Origin of the sequence: Rhodospirillum sp. A1_3_36 (genome assembly GCF_047263945.1) — a bacterium.
Lineage (GTDB): Bacteria > Pseudomonadota > Alphaproteobacteria > Rhodospirillales > Rhodospirillaceae > Rhodospirillum.
This window is the reverse complement of sequence record NZ_JBLAVB010000014.1, coordinates 36,871-53,669: the sequence shown is the minus strand read 5'-3', so window position 1 is coordinate 53,669 and position 16,799 is coordinate 36,871. Positions and strand designations below refer to the sequence as shown.

General features: G+C 60.4%; 15 protein-coding genes, 1 tRNA gene and 4 pseudogenes. 16 read left to right on the top strand and 4 right to left on the bottom strand.

Annotated elements, in window-relative coordinates:
• Positions 1 to 75 precede the first annotated feature (75 nt).
• The 14 genes and pseudogenes from ACLIRY_RS21090 to ACLIRY_RS21025 all read left to right on the top strand — a co-directional run.
• Positions 76 to 810 carry a DUF1538 family protein gene (locus ACLIRY_RS21090; RefSeq protein ID WP_413207399.1) on the top strand — a complete coding sequence of 245 codons (735 nt, stop codon included), beginning with the start codon at positions 76 to 78 and terminating at the stop codon, positions 808 to 810.
• 17 nt (positions 811 to 827) lie between these two features.
• Complete coding sequence (locus ACLIRY_RS21085) at positions 828 to 1,664, top strand: DUF1538 domain-containing protein (RefSeq protein WP_413207398.1); 837 nt, start codon at positions 828 to 830, stop codon at positions 1,662 to 1,664.
• Positions 1,661 to 2,011, top strand: a complete 351-nt coding sequence (locus ACLIRY_RS21080) for a P-II family nitrogen regulator (RefSeq protein WP_413207397.1) — start codon at positions 1,661 to 1,663, stop codon at positions 2,009 to 2,011. Before ACLIRY_RS21085 ends, ACLIRY_RS21080 begins: the two co-directional genes overlap by 4 nt.
• Positions 2,008 to 2,415, top strand: a complete 408-nt coding sequence (locus tag ACLIRY_RS21075) for a CBS domain-containing protein (RefSeq protein WP_413207396.1) — start codon at positions 2,008 to 2,010, stop codon at positions 2,413 to 2,415. Before ACLIRY_RS21080 ends, ACLIRY_RS21075 begins: the two co-directional genes overlap by 4 nt.
• 168 nt (positions 2,416 to 2,583) lie before the next feature.
• Positions 2,584 to 3,522, top strand: a complete 939-nt coding sequence (locus tag ACLIRY_RS21070; RefSeq protein WP_413207395.1) for a calcium/sodium antiporter — start codon at positions 2,584 to 2,586, stop codon at positions 3,520 to 3,522.
• A 24-nt stretch (positions 3,523 to 3,546) separates the two neighbouring features.
• Positions 3,547 to 4,350, top strand: a complete 804-nt coding sequence (locus ACLIRY_RS21065) for an SDR family oxidoreductase (RefSeq protein ID WP_413207394.1) — start codon at positions 3,547 to 3,549, stop codon at positions 4,348 to 4,350.
• 276 nt (positions 4,351 to 4,626) lie between these two features.
• Positions 4,627 to 5,049: a dihydroneopterin aldolase gene (gene folB / locus ACLIRY_RS21060; protein WP_413207393.1), complete on the top strand. Its 423-nt coding sequence runs from the start codon at positions 4,627 to 4,629 to the stop codon at positions 5,047 to 5,049.
• Positions 5,050 to 5,513: 464 nt separating this feature from the next.
• A complete protein-coding gene (gene uvrC, locus ACLIRY_RS21055; RefSeq protein WP_413207429.1) occupies positions 5,514 to 7,370 on the top strand; it encodes an excinuclease ABC subunit UvrC in 1,857 nt (618 codons plus the stop codon).
• Between the two features lie 489 nt (positions 7,371 to 7,859).
• Positions 7,860 to 8,060 (top strand): hypothetical protein, encoded by a 201-nt coding sequence (locus tag ACLIRY_RS21050; protein WP_413207392.1) that lies wholly within the window; start codon positions 7,860 to 7,862, stop codon positions 8,058 to 8,060.
• A gap of 128 nt (positions 8,061 to 8,188) precedes the next feature.
• Entirely contained in the window at positions 8,189 to 8,749 is a 561-nt protein-coding gene (gene pgsA / locus ACLIRY_RS21045; RefSeq protein WP_413207391.1) for a CDP-diacylglycerol--glycerol-3-phosphate 3-phosphatidyltransferase, read from the top strand.
• A gap of 85 nt (positions 8,750 to 8,834) precedes the next feature.
• The gene (gene glp / locus ACLIRY_RS21040; RefSeq protein ID WP_413207390.1) at positions 8,835 to 10,094 is read left to right on the top strand and encodes a gephyrin-like molybdotransferase Glp; all 1,260 of its coding nucleotides are present in this window, start codon (positions 8,835 to 8,837) and stop codon (positions 10,092 to 10,094) included.
• An 18-nt stretch (positions 10,095 to 10,112) separates the two neighbouring features.
• Positions 10,113 to 11,078 carry a cation diffusion facilitator family transporter gene (locus ACLIRY_RS21035; RefSeq protein ID WP_413207389.1) on the top strand — a complete coding sequence of 322 codons (966 nt, stop codon included), beginning with the start codon at positions 10,113 to 10,115 and terminating at the stop codon, positions 11,076 to 11,078.
• Positions 11,079 to 11,186: 108 nt separating this feature from the next.
• A complete protein-coding gene (locus ACLIRY_RS21030; protein ID WP_413207388.1) occupies positions 11,187 to 11,636 on the top strand; it encodes a DUF6389 family protein in 450 nt (149 codons plus the stop codon).
• A 685-nt stretch (positions 11,637 to 12,321) separates the two neighbouring features.
• A pseudogene (locus ACLIRY_RS21025) lies at positions 12,322 to 12,943 on the top strand (IS630 family transposase); the annotation flags it as partial.
• 105 nt (positions 12,944 to 13,048) lie between these two features.
• On the opposite strand, the pseudogene tnpC reads toward ACLIRY_RS21025, so the two are convergent.
• Both tnpC and tnpA read right to left on the bottom strand, forming a co-directional pair.
• A pseudogene (tnpC, locus tag ACLIRY_RS21020) lies at positions 13,049 to 13,663 on the bottom strand (IS66 family transposase); the annotation flags it as partial.
• Between the two features lie 75 nt (positions 13,664 to 13,738).
• Positions 13,739 to 14,035 carry an IS66-like element accessory protein TnpA gene (tnpA, locus tag ACLIRY_RS21015; RefSeq protein WP_413207387.1) on the bottom strand — a complete coding sequence of 99 codons (297 nt, stop codon included), beginning with the start codon at positions 14,033 to 14,035 and terminating at the stop codon, positions 13,739 to 13,741.
• 59 nt (positions 14,036 to 14,094) lie between these two features.
• Between tnpA and ACLIRY_RS21010 the strand changes: the two are divergent.
• Positions 14,095 to 14,219: pseudogene (locus ACLIRY_RS21010) on the top strand (IS3 family transposase); the annotation flags it as partial.
• A 33-nt stretch (positions 14,220 to 14,252) separates the two neighbouring features.
• Here the strand turns inward: ACLIRY_RS21010 and ACLIRY_RS21005 are convergent.
• Positions 14,253 to 14,744 (bottom strand): annotated as a pseudogene (locus tag ACLIRY_RS21005) (transposase); the annotation flags it as partial.
• A gap of 589 nt (positions 14,745 to 15,333) precedes the next feature.
• On the opposite strand from ACLIRY_RS21005, the gene ACLIRY_RS21000 reads away from it, so the two are divergent.
• Positions 15,334 to 15,409, top strand: a tRNA-Arg gene (locus ACLIRY_RS21000).
• Here the strand turns inward: ACLIRY_RS21000 and ACLIRY_RS20995 are convergent.
• Positions 15,394 to 16,602 carry a hypothetical protein gene (locus tag ACLIRY_RS20995; protein WP_413207386.1) on the bottom strand — a complete coding sequence of 403 codons (1,209 nt, stop codon included), beginning with the start codon at positions 16,600 to 16,602 and terminating at the stop codon, positions 15,394 to 15,396. The two genes, ACLIRY_RS21000 and ACLIRY_RS20995, sit on opposite strands and share 16 nt — an antisense overlap.
• Positions 16,603 to 16,799: the final 197 nt, after the last annotated feature.

Genomic DNA, 16,799 nt, shown 5'->3' with positions numbered 1-16,799 from the left:
CAGCGCCGTTGACAGGGCTCCCGAGGATCGGCATTGTCTGACCTCGCCCGCCACTACTCCTGATTGGGACGTCCCATGCCCCGCGCCCTGCGCTCTTTTCTCGGCCTGTTGATGGGTGCTGCGCGGGATTTGGCGCCCATTGTGGTGGTCATCCTCTTCTTCCAGTCGGTCGTGATTCAGGCGCCCATTCCGAACCTCGGGCCGATCCTGGTGGGCTTGGTCCTGGTGGTTCTTGGCTTGGCCTTTTTCATCCAAGGTCTGGAGATGGGGCTGTTTCCCCTGGGCGAATCCATGGCCCGGGCCTTTGCCCGCCGGGGCAGTCTGGTCTGGCTGATGATTTTCTCCTTTGCCCTGGGATTTGGCACGACCATTGCCGAACCGGCCTTGATCGCCGTCGCCGACGAGGCCGCCAGAGCGGCGAGCGAGGCCCGGGCGATCGCCAATACCGCAGAGGCCCAGGAGACCTATGCGCTGGGGCTGCGCTACACCGTGGCCCTTTCGGTGGGGCTGGCCATTGTCCTGGGGGTGTTCCGCATCCTCAAGGGCTGGCCGGTGCAGATTTTTATCATTGGCGGCTATCTGATCGTCGTCTCCTTGACCGTCTTTGCTCCGCCAGAGGTGGTCGGGGTGGCCTATGACTCCGGCGGGGTGACCACCTCGACCATCACCGTCCCCTTGGTCACGGCGCTTGGGGTGGGGCTTGCCTCTTCACTCGGTGGGCGCAATCCGCTGATCGATGGCTTCGGCCTGATCGCCTTCGCCAGCCTCACGCCCATGATCTTCGTCATGATCTACGGCATGGCCATTTAGGAAAGGGGCGCGGGAGCATGGAAACCTTCGTCCGGATCATGGATACCCTGTGGGGCACGGTGCTCGATGTGGCGCCGATCCTTCTGGTGTTGGTGCTGTTCCAGGTGTTCGTCCTGCGCCAGACCATTCCCAATCTGAAACGGATGGTCCTGGGCTTCGTCTATGTGGTTGTGGGGCTGGACCTGTTTCTGGTGGGGCTGGACTTGGCCCTGTTTCCCCTTGGGCGGTTGATGGCGGCCCAATTGACCGACCCCGCCTTCATCGGCGCGGCGACCGGAGCCGGTGGCGAGATTGTGGTGGTCTGGAGCGATTACCTCTGGGTTTACGTCTTCGCCGCAGCAGTGGGTTTTGCCACCACCGTGGCCGAACCGGCCCTGATCGCCGTGGCCCTCAAGGTGGAGGAGGTCTCCGGCGGCGCCATCCGCGCTTGGGGGCTGCGGGCAGCGGTGGCTCTGGGGGTCTCCATCGGGGTGGCGTTGGGGACCCTGCGGATCGTGACCGGTATCCCCTTGCCCTGGTTTATCGTCGCCGGCTATGTGGTGGTCATCGGTCAGACCTTCTTCGCGCCCAAGGCCATTATCCCCCTGGCCTATGATTCGGGTGGAGTGACCACCTCGACGGTGACCGTGCCCCTGGTCACGGCCCTGGGCTTGGGGTTGGCGTCGAGCATTCCCGGGCGGTCGCCGTTGATCGATGGGTTTGGTTTGATCGCGCTCGCCAGTCTGTTTCCCATGATCACCGTCATGGGCTATGCCCAGGCCGGTGACTATTTGCGGCGCCGCGCCGCGCGCCTCCCTCGCGGGGCGGAGGCCGAGGGGTCCACGGCCAAGGGTTCCAAGGAGAATGAGCCATGAAGTTCAAGATGATCATCGCCCTGGTCTCGGACGATGTGACGGACAAGATTGTGAAGGCCGCCCGGGAAAACGGGGCGACCGGGTGCACCGTCCTGACCAACGCCCGGGGGGAGGGACTGCGGAAGACCAAGACTTTCCTGGGCTTGGACCTGTCCGGGGCGCGGGACCTTGTCTTGACGGTGGTGGAGCAGCATTTGGCAAAGGGTATTCTGGAGACCATGGCCAAGGTCGGGTCCTTCGAGGAAAAACCCGGTTCCGGCGTGGCCTTCATGCTTGATGTGGAGGATGCCGTGGGGCTGACAAGCCAGATTGGCACCATTTCAACCGAGATCAAGGACGAGATATGAACCGCGGCTACACCCCCGTCCGCGCGGTCATGACCGCGCGCCCCATCATGATCGACGGTCTGGCGACCGTGGCCCAGGCCGTTGCGATCATGCGCGAGAAACAGGTCAGTTCTCTGGTCATCAACCGGCGGGACGAGACCGACGAATATGGCGTGCTGGTCGTTACCGATCTGGCCAAGCGGCTGATCGTTCTGGACAAGTCCCCGGATCGCACAAATGTCTATGAAATCATGTCCAAACCCGTGTTGACCGTGGAAGCAGACATGGACATCCGCTATGCCATCCGGATGCTGACCCGCTTCGACCTGTCGCGCTCGCTGGTGCTGGACCGGGGGGAGCTGGTCGGTCTGGTGACGCAGCGGGAACTGGTTCTGGCCTATCTGGAGCCGAAGACCGAGGGGTAAAGCGGACAGGGGCAGCCGTCGTTTCGACTGCGGGAGATTGAGATTCCAGTTGCGCAGGGCTGTCTGGCAAACCACATTCCGGCAGTCTACATTCCTTCACCCCTTTTCTTCACGACCGGGAGAGACCGTACTTTGGACCCCATTGATATCGGGTTTTTCGTTGCTGGTTTGATTCTTTTGCCCTTGGGCGCGGAAATCATGGTTCGCGGCGCCGTTGCCATATCGGAACGGATGGGGGTGTCCCCCCTGGTCGTGGGGCTAACGGTGGTGGCTTTCGGTACCAGTCTGCCGGAACTGTTCGTTTCCCTGCGGGCGGCCCTGTCGGGGTCCGAGGGGATCGCCATCGGCAACGTGGTGGGATCCAATATTGCCAATATCCTGCTGATCCTTGGTGTCGCCGCGACGCTATCGCCCATCGCCGTGAAAAAAGGGCAATACGTTTCCGACGGCACGATCATGTGCGGGGTGACCCTGCTGTTTATTCCTCTGGCGCTCTCTGGCGCCGTGGTCCGGTGGCAGGGCGCGGCCATGGTGGTCTTGCTGGTTGCCTATCTTGTCTGGTCCTATTGGCGGGAAAAACGGGGCGAGGGGCCCGGTGTCGCAGACGAAGTGGCGGAGATGGAAGGCTTGGCCGGAAAGTCCTGGGGGGTGATCATCGCGGCCACCGTCGGCGGGCTGATCGGCGTCATGGTGGGAGCCGAATTGCTGGTCTCCGGTGCCGTTTCCATCGCCCGGGCCTTCGGTGTGTCCGAGGAAGTGATCGGCTTGACCATGGTGGCCTTCGGCACCAGCCTGCCGGAACTGGCCACCGCCGTTGCGGCCGCCATGAAGCGCCAAGCCGAACTGGCCGTGGGCAATATCCTGGGGTCAAATGTTTTCAATATTCTGGCCATTCTGGGGATCACCTCGATGGTGACGCCGCTTCCCATTTCTCCGGGAGTCGTGGAGTTTAACATGTGGATCATGGTGATCTCTGCCCTGATTCTGATGCCCCTGTTCCTGTTTGGGATCCGCATGGGGCGCGCTTTTGGCGTGACCTTTGTCGCGGGGTATCTGGCGTTCATTGTCTTCGTGGCCCACTCCAGTGGAGCGGTCGCGGCGTCCTGACGGGCGGCGCGGTGGATTTCCGGCATGAGCGAAAGCGCTTCCCTTATCCCCACCGCCCCCGGGCCGGAGACCTTGCCGCCCGTGGCCCTGGTCACTGGTGCGGCCAAGCGTCTGGGGCGGGCCATGGCCCTGGAGTTGGCGGCCCGGGGATTCGACGTTGCCATCCATCACAACCATTCGGACCAGGACGCCCAGCATACGGCCCAGGAGATCCGGGAGATGGGGCGCCGGGCGGTGACCCTGCGCGCTGACCTGTCCAGCGAGGCGGAGGCTCAGGGGCTGCTGCCCGCAGCGGAGGACGCCCTCGGTCCCGTCGGTGTGTTGGTCAACAATGCGTCGATCTTCGAGCTCGACATGGTGGAGACGGCGACCCGGGACACCTGGGATGCCCATATGGAAACCAACCTGCGGGCGCCCTTTGTCCTGTCCCAGGCTCTCGCCGAGGGTTTGCCTGAGGAGTCCACCGGGTTGATCGTCAATCTGCTGGACCAGCGGGTGTGGAACCTGACTCCGTATTTTCTGACCTATACCCTGACCAAGGCGGGGCTCTGGACGTTGACCCAGACGCTCGCCTTGGCCCTGGCGCCGCGGATCCGGGTTATGGGGATCGGTCCTGGCCCAGCCTTGCCCGCACCCCAGCAGACCATGGAGCAATTCGCCCGTCAGGCGGCGTCCATGCCCTTGGGGCACGGGACGACCCCTGATGAGGTCGCCCGGGCCTTGAGATTTATTCTGGAAACCCCGTCCATGACCGGTCAGATGATCGCGCTGGATGGGGGGCAGCACCTGGGGTGGGCCCAGCCTGGACAGGTGCCTTTAGCGGAATGACACTGTACACGACAGGGGGTGTTTTTCCGTTACGGGGCTTTGCCCCGTCCCTCCTCCTCTTTGGCGAGACTGGGGCCGAAAGGCCCCAGACCCCGGGCACTTGTTCATAAAAGAGAAATGGGGGTTTGGGGGCATTGGCCCCCAAATGGGCTTGGGCAATTGCCCAAAAAAGACGAGACACTGTCGTGTATTGTGGCGGAATGAGGAAAAGTGGACCCCGGTTTTCCACTTCCATCCTGTCCAACCCATCCTGCCTCTAAATTAGGACCATGGACCATGTCGATCCCTTCCTTGGCCGTTCCCGGCCTGCGCCACCTGTTCGTGAACGGGTTGGAGCTGATGGCTCATATCGGTGTTTACCCTCAGGAAAGGGAGGCGCCACAGAGGGTTCGGGTTTCCATAAACCTTTGCGTGCAGGAAGATGGGGGAGATCTGGGGGATGATCTCGGCAAGGTGGTGAGCTATGAAACCTTGGTCACCGGAACCCAGAGGATCGTGGCGGAGGGGCATGTGAACCTGGTGGAAACCCTGGCTGAACGGATCGCGGCTTTGGCCCTGTCCGACCCCCGGGTGGTCGAGGCCCGGGTCCGGGTGGAAAAGCCCGATATTTTTCCTGAAGCCGACTCTGTCGGTGTGGAAATCCTCCGTCGTTCTGTCCCGACGCCCGTCCTGACCACCGACTCTGGAGATGGCGTCTGAGGTTCGCTCATTTAGGGGAAAGGATACATCCCATCGGACCGTCTGTGGGGTCAAGAAGGTGAGGAAGGGCGCATTTATGCACAGGCTATCCCCAGAGTTCGCGCTGTCTCAGGAACCCCACAAATGAGACACAAAGTGGACAAAGAGGGGAGAGTGTTAATTTTTTTTTAGTGAAATAACAAAGACTTGATATTTTGCCTAAAAAACGGGCATGTGGGTTTCCATCATGGGTTTCCGCCGATTCGGACCCTGGTAAAAAACCTTTTACACAAACTTATCCACAGGTTTCGTGGATAGCTTGAATCTTGACAGGACTGCCCCGCTCGACCGGTTTTAGGGGACTCGCCCCGGCCCGGATTCGAAGGACGGAAAAGAGACCGAGGACCCCTTCCGTGGACGACCCCAAGACCCAGGACCCGACCAGCGATCATCCCGAGTCCCTCCAGCCCGCCTCCCTCCAGCCGATCTTACGTGAGCTGGAGGGCGTTGACGCCATTCGCGCGGCCCTGCGGACCATGCCCTCCTCGCCGGGGGTCTATCGCATGGTCGACGCCAAGGGGGATGTGCTCTATGTGGGGAAGGCCCGGGACCTGAAACGGCGGGTCACCAACTATACCCAGCTTCCCCGGTTACCGGCACGCATTCAGCGTATGGTTGTTTTGACGCGGTCCATGGAGGTGGTGACCACCCATACGGAGGCCGAAGCCCTCCTGCTGGAATCCAACCTCATCAAAAAGCTGAAGCCCCGCTACAACATCCTTCTGCGGGATGACAAATCCTTTCCTCATATCGAGGTGACGCGCGATCACCCCTATCCACGCATCGTCAAGTTCCGGGGGCAGCGCAAGAAGGGGGGGGAGTATTACGGCCCCTTTGCCTCGGCCGGGGCGGTCAACCGGACCCTGATCACCCTGCAGAAGATCTTCCTGCTGCGGACCTGTTCGGACAGTGTCTTTGCCAACCGGTCGCGGCCCTGCCTGCTGTACCAAATCAAGCGCTGCTGTGCCCCCTGTGTGGACCGGGTGGATCAGGAGACCTACCTGGGCATGGTGGAGGAATCGCGGGCTTTCCTATCCGGTGCGAGCCAAGCCATGCAAAAGGACTTCGCCCAGCGGATGGAAGCGGCGGCGGAGGCCCTGGATTTCGAAACGGCGGCGATCTACCGGGATCGCATCAAGGCCCTGACCAACGTCCAGTCCCACCAGGACATCAACCTGCCCACGGCGGACAATGCGGATATCGTGGCGATCCATCAGGCCGGGGGGAAATCCTGCGTGCAGGTCTTTTTCTTTCGGGGAGGGCGGAATAACGGAAACCGCTCCTTTTTCCCCAGCCATGCCGCCGAGTTGGGGCCGGGCGAGGTGTTGGAGGGCTTCCTTGGCCAATTCTATGCGGGCATTGAACCCCCGCGAGAGATCTTCCTGTCCGAGGATATTCCCAACCGGGATCTGATCGAACAGGCCCTGACCATTCGGGCTGACCACAAGGTCACCCTGGCCACCCCCCAGCGGGGTGCCAAGCGCAAGTTGATCGAGCATGCCCATCTGAACGCCCGGGAAGCCCTGGGGCGGCGCATGGCGGAAAGCTCGGCCCAACGGGAACTGCTGGAGGGGATGGCCGAGGTCTTCGCTCTGGAGGCCGCGCCGCAACGGGTGGAGGTTTATGACAACAGCCACATTCAGGGCAGTCATCCGGTTGGCGGCATGGTTGTCGCCGGGCCGGAGGGGTTCATGAAGAACGCTTATCGGAAGTTCAACATCCGCTCCAAGGATCTGGAGCCCGGCGATGACTACGGCATGATGCGCGAGGTGATGACCCGTCGCTTCAGCCGTGCCCGCGAGGAGGATCCGGACCGGGACAAAGGCCAATGGCCGGACTTGGTGCTGATCGATGGCGGGTTGGGCCAGCTCAATGCCGTGCGCGAGGCCCTTGCGGAGATCGGCGTGGACGACGTTCCCCTGGTGGGTATCGCCAAGGGACCGGATCGGGATGCGGGGCGGGAGCGCTTTTTCCTGCCCGATCGGGATCCCTTCATGCTGCCGCCGAACAACCCGGTGCTCTATTTCATCCAGCGTCTGCGGGACGAGGCCCACCGCTTCGCCATTGGCTCCCACCGGGCGCGGCGGTCCAAGGCGATCGCCGGTTCGCCGCTTGACGCTATTGCGGGCATTGGAGCGGGGCGCAAGAAGGCTCTGCTGCACCATTTCGGCTCTGCGAAGGCCGTGGGACAGGCCGGATTGGCCGATTTGGAAGCCGTGGAGGGCATCAGCGCGGCCCTGGCCCAAAAGATCTACAGTCACTTCCATGGGGATGGGGAGTGACCTAAACAGGGTGCGGAAAAACTCTTTTATACTCTGTGTTCTCGAAAATCCGGAAAACCTGCTTCGCAGTTTCTGGGCTCTGCCCAGACCTGCAAAGGGTCGCGGACCCTTTGATCCCCAATGGGGGGCCGGGGCATCAGGCCCCAGCCTCGCCCAAAGAAGTGGGGGGCAGGGCAAAGCCCCGCGTTTTTCGGTTTTTCAACGAGGCGGGGTATATCGTCATTCCCGCTCAGAGCCTGTGCCCGCGAAAGCGGGTACGGAGATCCGGACTGTGTGGTTTTTGTTGAAAATGACACAGCATCTGGATTTTCGCTTTCTCGGGAATGACGCTTTTGCAGAGTTCTCGGACTTTTTCCGCAGTCTGATAAAGGGAGATTTGGCACCAGGATTCCCATAACCATGAGGGGTTGTTCGCTTTAGGGTGTATGGTTGCGCCGTTTTACCAATCCATAGGTCAAGGAGACCCCCCCAATAGCATTCCCCACATCCGTGAATAGTCAGATCACCGAAGGTGTGACCCAGACGACCACCAAGGGGCCTGGGGAGGCACCGCTTCAACAACGGCCGGACGCCAGCCAGACCAAAGGAGTGGTCGTGGAGAGCGTGCTGTCGCTCTATGGCATGGCCTCTGTTCCCACGCGCCTGTCCGGCCTGACAGACCTTCTGAACAGAGGTAAGGGCATCAAGTAAAAGGGCGGGAGTCGCACCAAGCAGGAAGGGAACAGGCTGCGGGTGAACGACCCTGTCTCTAAGGGATTTCGATTCCCCGCCGTTTGATCTAAAGTGCGCTCCTCTCGTCTCCAACTCGGGATCTCGCCTTGCTAACCCTACCCAATATCCTGACCCTGCTGCGTATCGCGGTTATCCCGGTCGTGGTAGTCCTCTTCTATCTGGATGGGGAGACAGTCCGTTGGATCAACTGCGGACTGTTCGGCGCTGCGGCCATTACCGATTTTTTCGACGGCTGGTTGGCCCGGCGCAGCAATCAGGTCTCTGCGCTGGGGCGGTTCCTGGATCCCATCGCCGATAAGCTTCTGGTTGCCGCTGTCCTGATGTTGCTGGTTGGATTCGGCCAGATGAGCGTCTGGAGCTATCCGGCGGCTGTGGTTATCCTGATGCGCGAGATTCTGGTCTCGGGCCTGCGGGAATATCTGGCAGAGATCCAGGTGAGCATGCCCGTCACCAAGCTCGCCAAATGGAAGACCACGGTTCAGCTTATTGCCTTGCCGGTGCTGATCGTCGGGGATATTCCGTGGCTGCCCCTGCTGCCTGTTACCCTGATCGGCGAGGTCCTGCTGTGGATCGCTGCTGTGATGACCCTTGTGACCGGCTACGACTACCTGCGTGTGGGCTTGAGTCATATGGCGCCCTCCCGTTAAGCATAAAAGCTCCAACGCAGAGCAGGTCATCTTCTATAGCGTAGAGCACATCGTCTTCTCTCTTGCCTCCTACCGGGAGCGTCCCATGTCCCTTCCCGCCGATTGTTTCGAAACCACCAAGTCCTTGCTTCCCCTGGATGAGGCCATTGCCCTGTTGATGGACCGGTTGGGTCCCGTGACCGGTGTGGAGCGGGTGCCCCTGGGCCGGGCCGCAGGGCGGGTGCTCGCCGAGGATGTGCTCAGTGATATCGTTGTTCCCCCAGACGACAATTCGGCCATGGACGGCTATGCCCTGCGCTATGCCGACCTGATCCCGGGACAGGCCACGACTCTGCCCGTGGGTCTGCGGATCCCTGCCGGACACCCTGCCAAGCGGCCTCTGGGGCAGGGCGAGGCGGCTCGCATCTTTACCGGAGCGCCCGTTCCGGAAGGGGCCGATACCGTGGTCATGCAGGAGGTCTGCGAGGAGGCCGACGGCAAGGTGACCATTCCCCCAGGGCAGACCTGGGGCGACAATGTCCGGCCAGCAGGCGGGGATGTCACCGTGGGGCAGCGGGTCTTAAGTCGGGGACGGCGGTTGGATCCTGCCGACCTGGCCATGGCCGCCCAGGTGGGGCGGGCCGATTTGGCCGTTTTCAAGCCTTTGACCGTGGCCGTCTTCACCACCGGCGACGAGATTGTGGAGCCGGGCGAGCCCTTACCGCCGGGGGCCCTGTACAACGCCAACCGTCGGGCCCTGTTGGCCTTGTTGGCGGGCCTGGGGGTGGATGTGGTGGACCTGGGCAACCTGCCCGATAAGCCCGAGCTGATCCGCGACGCCTTGGACAGGGCTGCAGACTCTGCGGATCTGGTCATGACTTCCGGCGGGGTTTCGGTCGGGGGCGAAGACCATGTGAAGGATGCCGTCGCGGCCCTGGGGTCCATCAACTTCTGGCGTCTGGCCCTGAAACCGGGCAAGCCACTGGCCTTTGGCACGCTCAAAGGGAAGCCTTTCCTGGGCTTTCCGGGCAATCCTGTGTCGACCTTCGTGACCTTTTGTCTGGTGGGGCGTCCTGTGGTCCTGCGCCTTTCCGGGGTGGAGGGGGGGCAACTCACCCCTCACCGCTACCCTGTGGCCGCGGGGTTTGATCTGACGCGCAAGGCCGGGCGACGGGAATTTCCCCGGGGGCGGGTCTCCGTCGATGCCGCGGGGCGTGCGGTGGCCGAACTGTTCCCCAGCCAGTCCTCCAATCTGATCAGCTCCCTGACCCGCTCCGATGGATTGGTCGATTTGGGGGAAACGCGAACCGGGATCGCCAAGGGCGATCTGGTGCCCTTCCTTCCCTTCTCCGAACTTCTATGGTAACCGAAGGACAGGCAAAGCATGGCCAGTGGCAAGGGGGCGATCCTCAAGGCTTTGATCGCGAATATGGGTATCGCTGCTGCCAAGTTGGGCGGCGCCTCTGTAACCGGTTCCGCAGCTATGTTTTCCGAGGGGGTCCATTCCCTGGTGGACAGCGGAAACCAGGGACTTCTTTTGTTAGGGATGTCCCGTTCGGAAAAAGCGCCGGATGAGCATCATCCCCTGGGCTATGGCAAGGAGACCTATTTCTGGTCTTTCCTGGTGGCCATGCTGATTTTTGGTCTGGGAGCCACGGTCAGCTTTTACGAAGGGGTGGAGAAGGTGCTCCATCCCCATGCCATGGAGAGCGCCAATTTCGCCCTTTTAGGCCTGTCCATTTCCTTCCGGGATCTGGTCCTTGGCATCCTGGTCCTGTCTATTCTTCTTGAGGGCTGGTCGCTGATCGCGGCGTGGAACGTCTTCAAGGTTCAGCGGGCCGGGAGGGGTGTTTTCCAGGCCTTGCGCGACACCCGGGATCCAACGGTTCTGGTGGTACTGTTTGAAGACAGTGCCGCAGTGCTGGGGCTGGTCATCGCCTTTATCGGAGTGTTTCTGGCCTATAGCTTGGACATGCCTGTTTTGGATGGGGTTGCGTCGATCTGTATCGGGGTGATCCTGGCTGTGGTCTCGGTCTTCCTGGCGATTAAGTGCAAGGCGCTGCTGATCGGAGAAGCCGCCGATCCAGCAACGCGGGCAGGCATGGCCGCCATCGTGGCCGATCTGCCCGGCGTGGTGGCGGTGAACGAGATCATTACCCTGTTCATGGGGGCCGATGACATGCTGGTGTTGGTCAGCGTGGATTACCGAGAGTCCATGGACAGTGGTCAAATCGAAGCGGTGAGCACGGAGGCGGAAAAGCGCCTGCGCAGGGCTTTCCCGCTCGTTTTCCGCGTTTTCGTGGAGGCTCAAGGATCCCGGTCTCATAAACGTTTGTTGGAACACCCCTGATGCTGGATGCTGCGGTAAGGACCGAAGGGGACAGGAGCCAAACGGGTGATCAGCGGCTCTGGTTAAAATAGAATATGTGTTCGAATGGTGATGGGGATAGAGTCAATAATGGATCCGGCGAGCTATCAGCGCGACCTTTTGGAGGTTCTTGGGCGGAATATGGGGCATGCGCTCGATGCCCTGCGGGCCTTCGATCTGGCTTTGCCGGAAACAGCTCAGTCCATTGAGATTGTCGTCCATGTCAACCAGGAGCAAGATGGCCTGTTCACCATCATGAGTCATCTCAATGGTCCGGATTCCTACGCGCTGAACAAGGCGATTCGCGCCTGTAGTATCCTGTTCGACGTCCGCATGGTTGACGGTGAACCGCAGCCGAAGGTGCCTCTTTTCGATCCCTCCAATATCCCATTTGGAGTCAATGATGTGATCGTCGATACGGCAGTTTCCTGGGTGGTGGACCTCTGGAAAGCCTTTGGTGGGACAAGCGCTGGCCTGCCTGCGATCGTCATCGGCGGGGATGGGTACGGCACCAAAGGTGTGACGGTCCTGTCTCCCTGACCATCTTGCCTGATTCGTGATTCCAGGGTATCCGAAAATTTTGGAGTGCCTTCGAGATCAAGTCGGGCCATTGCTGGGTACACGACAGTGTCTCGTCTTTTTTGGGTGATTGCCCAAGCCCATTTGGGGGCGATGCCCACACTACACGACAGGGCACATTTTAGAGTGATCTGCGCTAAGCGTGAATCGGTGGATTCCCAAGCTGGCCCAAGCGTAATTCACTTTCCTTTTTGGGAGGTGAATCATGGGCAAAGGGTATTCGTCTGACCTTCGGGTTCGGATTTACAGCGAGCTAGAGCGCGGAGAATCACGGCGAGTCGGAGCCCGCCGTTTTGGTGTCAGCGCGGCGACGAGTGTTCGTTTGGCACAGCGGATGTCATTAACGGGGATGCTGGAATGCGGGCGGCAAGGCCGTCCGCTTGGCGGCGGAAAATTGGCGCCTTATGCCGATGTTCTGGCCCGCTGGGTGGACGAAAATGGGGATATCACGATGCCCGAGCTGGTAGCCAAACTGGTTACTGAATGCGGGGTCACCGTGCACCCGTCCTCGTTTTCACGGTTCCTGATCAAGTTGGGCTTCACCGTTAGAGCAAATCCCGAGCAATCTGGAACAGATTGCGACGACGGTTTGCTTCAATGTCAGAGGTTTAGAGCATGTCGCGTAATGTGATTCACGCGACATGCTCTAAGAAAAACTTTGCAGGCATCCGAAGCCGGTCGCGATGATGTGCTTGAAGACCGTCGGGTCTGGCGGTCTCATCGCCAGCCACGGATGCGTCAGGAGCCCCATCGGCTTGTCTTTATTGATGAAACAGCAACAACAACCAAAATGATCCGACTGCGTGGTCGAGCGCGCCGGGGGCAACGTCTCAACGCCCGAGCGCCGTTTGGCTATTGGGGAACACAGATTTTCATCGCCGCACTCCGATGCGACGGTCTGACAGCGCCATGGATCATCAATAGACCAATGAACCGGAAGATCTTCGAGACCTATGTGGAGACACAACTCGCGCCGCCCATTCAACCGGATGACATCGTCATTCTCGACAATCTCTCAAGTCACAAGAGCGAGCGGGCGGGCCAAAGCCATACTCAGGGAACGGGGCACATGGTTCCTTTTTCTGCCGCCCTATAGCCCAGACCTCAATCCCATTGAGATGGCCTTTGCTAAACTCAAAGCCCATCTCAGGCGGATCGGGGCCAGAACAATCGCAGACCTATGGAAAGCCGTCGGAAACATCTGCGACCTATATATCTCAGAGGAATGTCTCAACTATCTCGTGCATGCCGGATATGTTTCATATTAAAGGCTTGATGTCCTAGTCGTTGGCCGCGATGGTTGTCCTGTCCATGGTAAGCGTCCATCGACGACTACAGCGCTGTAGTCTTGACGAGGCCTACTCGGTTTGATTGAGGGCAGCGGCGCGGTGTCCCCCCGCGTCGGATCCAGCAAAGAGCCAGTTCTTGCGGCCCAGGGTCAGGGGCCGGATGGCCCTTTCGGCGGCGTTGTTGCTGATCTCGCATCGGCCATTCTCGGCGTAGCGGATCAGGGCCTCCCAGTGGTTCAGGGCATAGCGCATGGCCTCGGCCAGTTTCCCCTTGCCAGGCAGGCGGCGCAGGGAGGTCTCGAAGAAGACGCGCAAGTCTTCGAGCAGCGGTCGGCTTTTTTCCTGGCGGGCGGCGCGTCGGATATCCGGCGGCTGGCCCATGACGGCCCGCTCCACGTCGAACAGTTGACCGATCCGGTCCAGGGCATCGCGGGCAAGGGGCGCGGACGTGGCCACATGGACGTCGTGGATCTTGCGCCGGACATGGGCCCAGCAGGCGACTTCCCGGACAGGAGCGTTTCCCTCTCCGTTCACGTCATACAGCGTGTTGAAACCGGGGTAGCCGTCGGCGTGGAGGCATCCCCGAAACGCTTTCAATTCGCCCTGGGGGTGCTCTCCTTTCCGGTCGGGCGTGTAGCGGTAGAGCACCGCAGGCGGCGCCGGGCCGCCATGGGGCCTCTCGTCGCGGAGGTATGCCCACGGAGATCATCGCCCGCCCACCGCCGAGAGCAGGTCCCACAGCCGATCGGGAGGGATATCCTCGGGAACCATCACCTAGGACCCGTTAGCCAAATGGATTTCGATCACCGAAGGCGACCGCGTCTCAATGGAAGGCTGGGACGGTGCGGTATCTGGCGGTGAGGGCTCCACAACGCGGACTGGAACCAGTGTTGGATCGGAAGCGGCTTTCTTCCCCGCTGGACCAACGGCCCGATACCAACGATCAAGAACACTGGGATGGACCCCATGGCGTTGGGCGACCGCCGAGACCGACGGCCCGCTCTCCCCCACCTCGTCGACCAGTCGACGTTTGACATCCGCCGTCCAACGACGACGCCCGGAAGGCGTCATACTGCAGAGGAATGAGCGTCATCGGTCATTTTACAGCGACCAGGGAGGGCGGTTGGACGGGTGCAGAGTTCATCTCCCGGGACTTGGACCTATGGGCCTATGCCTATGACGTCACCCTGGCCCCCCCAGCAAGCCAACGAATAACGCCTTCATTGAGGTGTTTAACGAGCGCTTTCGGGCTGAAAGAGCTATGGCCGATTTTGGGAGGCGGGCATGATCAGGCGGCGGCGGTTGTTTCGTTTTCAGGCACCTGGATCCCGTCTCGGAACCTGACACCTTCGATGACCTTAGGCAACTGGTTGTTCCCTTTCAAGCGGCGCCAGGACTTGCTCGCGGCCATGATCAGCTTGAAAACCATGGCCAGGGCGGTCTTGTGTGACAGGCACCCCTTGCTACACACGGTCCGGTGCCTGACTGTGGCGAATATGCTCTCGATGGGATTGGAGGTTCTGATGTGCACCCAGTGTTCTGCTGGGAAATCATAGAACGCCAGCAATGCGGTCCTGTTTTTGGTCAAACAGGCGGCGGCCTGAGGGTACTTGGCTTCATATTTGGCCGCAAATGTATCCATGGCCTTCTCGGCTTCGGCGCGACCGTCGGCCATCCAGATGGCGTGCAAGTCGTCCTTGGCCGCTTTCTATCTGGATTTCGGAAGTTTGTTCAGAATATTGGCCGTCTTGTGCACCCAGCAGCGCTGATGACGGGCACCGATCTCGCGCTCGGCATGCCCGCGACGCACAAGCCGCTGACGTCCATCCTCCGTCTTCAGATGGGTATGTTCAGCAAGCAGAGCCGCAACCTCCGCTTCCACGGCTTGCGCCAAAAGCTGGCGTGCCCCGGTGCGCAGGATTTCCGTCAGAGGGTCATCGGTTTCCCCTGGTTAGCGCAGATCCACAACTGTATCGTCTGTTATGGCGTATCACTCCTTCATTGGAGATGTGGGAAGGCGTTGAACACCTCCACGATACGCCACCCCCTTCTCAACCCGTCACCCAGTTTCGGCCATAGCTCGAGCTGAGTACCTGAGCACCCATTGGTTCCTCAGACTTGACGACGCTTGGGAAAAATTGGAGACTTGGCGTAGACGCTATGATGAGCAGCGGTGCTACGGGGCCATCGAATACAATGTTCCGATATCACTGCAAAATCCGGATGGCGTCATCAGCCCCTCACCGGGGTAAAGGCCGGAAAACTCCAAACCCAAGGCAGTCCAATCAGCCAAACCATATCAGCTCTATCAGCGAAGTGAACGCATACCAAGCCTATGCCTAGCATCCGCAATACTGTATAATAAGTTCGCCGGGTTAGCTTAATGGTAAAGCGCCTGAAACGTTGTCAGGAGATCTATGGTTCGATCCCTATGACCCGGCTCCAACGACAAAAGGGGGGGGGCGTATAGCTAAATAATCGTCGATACGGCAGCGGGCGATGCGTTCGCCAAATCGGGCCATAAATTCGGCCTCTGACAACGCCGTTCTCTCCCATGTAGGTTGAAACATTAACGACGATGCCTGCGCCTCATTGTCACCGACGACTGCGAACCATGGTTGCCAGCGCGATTTCAAGCCAGCGATTGCATTGCTCAACCCTTTATCAGCGAGTTCTACAGCAATTCTCAGACCAAGGCGGCGAAGGCGATTGGCGTGACCACGTGCCGCCGAAAGGTGAAAGTCCGTCAACGCAAGAATAACTATCTGCTCCGGAGCAATCTCAATCGGCAGAACGGGCGGTGCCAGACCAGCTAGGGCACGGCCCAGGGCTAGACACAGTATTCCAGAGGCGGCAGCGACATTCGCATGCAGAACCAGCAGTTGGCTGTTGTCGTCAAGGTCGATGCAAAATCGGCGGGGGTTGTCCTCATCCCACTGAAAGTTATAAAGCAAAAGAACCCCGGTGCCCGCATCGGGCATCAAGCCCGTCCGCATTCCGTAATAGAGGGGCTGATCAGCAAGAACATTGACCATGGTGGGCCGCCCGGCAACTGTGGCGAGCAGTTTCGGCAGGGCGGGTTCGCGCTCCAACAGGGCTTTAGTGATATCGATGAACTGGACCCACGACTCGCCTGCCCACCACGATAGCTGCTCGGCGGCGAGGCGGGTAGCATGAATAAGGAATTCGGCAGCATTTTCCAGCGATACCAGCGAGTGAATATCGGGTAGATGATACTGCCGTACCTTGGCCAACGATCCGAGTTCGCCCTTTCGAAATCGCCGCATCACCTCGACATCGCTGACGATAGTGTAGGGCAAGGCTTGGCGCTCGATGCGACTACCGCGTAGCCAAGAGAAGAGGCCGGGGTCGGCGGCATAGGACAGACGAAGGTCATGCCCGGCCTCGTCAAGGCGAAACATGCGGTGATTGGCTTCGTAACTCGCCACTAATGACCGCATGTCGTCGGGAGCGCTGTCGAAGATGGCTGGAAAGTCGATGCCGACTGCGCCCAACTCCCGCAAATGGTTGCGGTTGCCAGCCAGTACAGCACGCGCTAGCACTGTGCCAGCAGGCAACATCGTGGGAAAGCCATCTGCACTCCCGACGAAGGTCACGAGGTTCAGCCGTTCGGCCATCTCAGCTACTTGAGAGGCGCGGACCCATGGCTGGCCGGAGGCGCGCCTGGGGGCGCCGACCAAGGCTCGCAACGCATCCCCTCCCCGATCCGGCTCCAGCCTAGCCGTATCCAGGCAGGACAGCCGCTCATGATAAGGGCCACGCCATACCTCGCGGCCAGAGGAGTCCAAGAGGAAGGCTTCCTGGATATCGCGCA

What these genes read in the sequence shown, in the direction of transcription:
- ACLIRY_RS21090 (WP_413207399.1), top strand. Translation starts at nt 76, where the DNA reads ATGCCCCGCGCCCTGCGCTCTTTTCTCGGCCTGTTGATGGGTGCTGCG.
- ACLIRY_RS21085 (WP_413207398.1), top strand. Translation starts at nt 828, where the DNA reads ATGGAAACCTTCGTCCGGATCATGGATACCCTGTGGGGCACGGTGCTC.
- ACLIRY_RS21080 (WP_413207397.1), top strand. Translation starts at nt 1,661, where the DNA reads ATGAAGTTCAAGATGATCATCGCCCTGGTCTCGGACGATGTGACGGAC.
- ACLIRY_RS21075 (WP_413207396.1), top strand. Translation starts at nt 2,008, where the DNA reads ATGAACCGCGGCTACACCCCCGTCCGCGCGGTCATGACCGCGCGCCCC.
- ACLIRY_RS21065 (WP_413207394.1), top strand. Translation starts at nt 3,547, where the DNA reads ATGAGCGAAAGCGCTTCCCTTATCCCCACCGCCCCCGGGCCGGAGACC.
- folB (WP_413207393.1), top strand. Translation starts at nt 4,627, where the DNA reads ATGTCGATCCCTTCCTTGGCCGTTCCCGGCCTGCGCCACCTGTTCGTG.
- glp (WP_413207390.1), top strand. Translation starts at nt 8,835, where the DNA reads ATGTCCCTTCCCGCCGATTGTTTCGAAACCACCAAGTCCTTGCTTCCC.
- ACLIRY_RS21035 (WP_413207389.1), top strand. Translation starts at nt 10,113, where the DNA reads ATGGCCAGTGGCAAGGGGGCGATCCTCAAGGCTTTGATCGCGAATATG.
- ACLIRY_RS21030 (WP_413207388.1), top strand. Translation starts at nt 11,187, where the DNA reads ATGGATCCGGCGAGCTATCAGCGCGACCTTTTGGAGGTTCTTGGGCGG.
- tnpA (WP_413207387.1), bottom strand. Translation starts at nt 14,035, where the DNA reads ATGACGCCTTCCGGGCGTCGTCGTTGGACGGCGGATGTCAAACGTCGA.
- ACLIRY_RS20995 (WP_413207386.1), bottom strand. Translation starts at nt 16,602, where the DNA reads ATGGCCGAACGGCTGAACCTCGTGACCTTCGTCGGGAGTGCAGATGGC.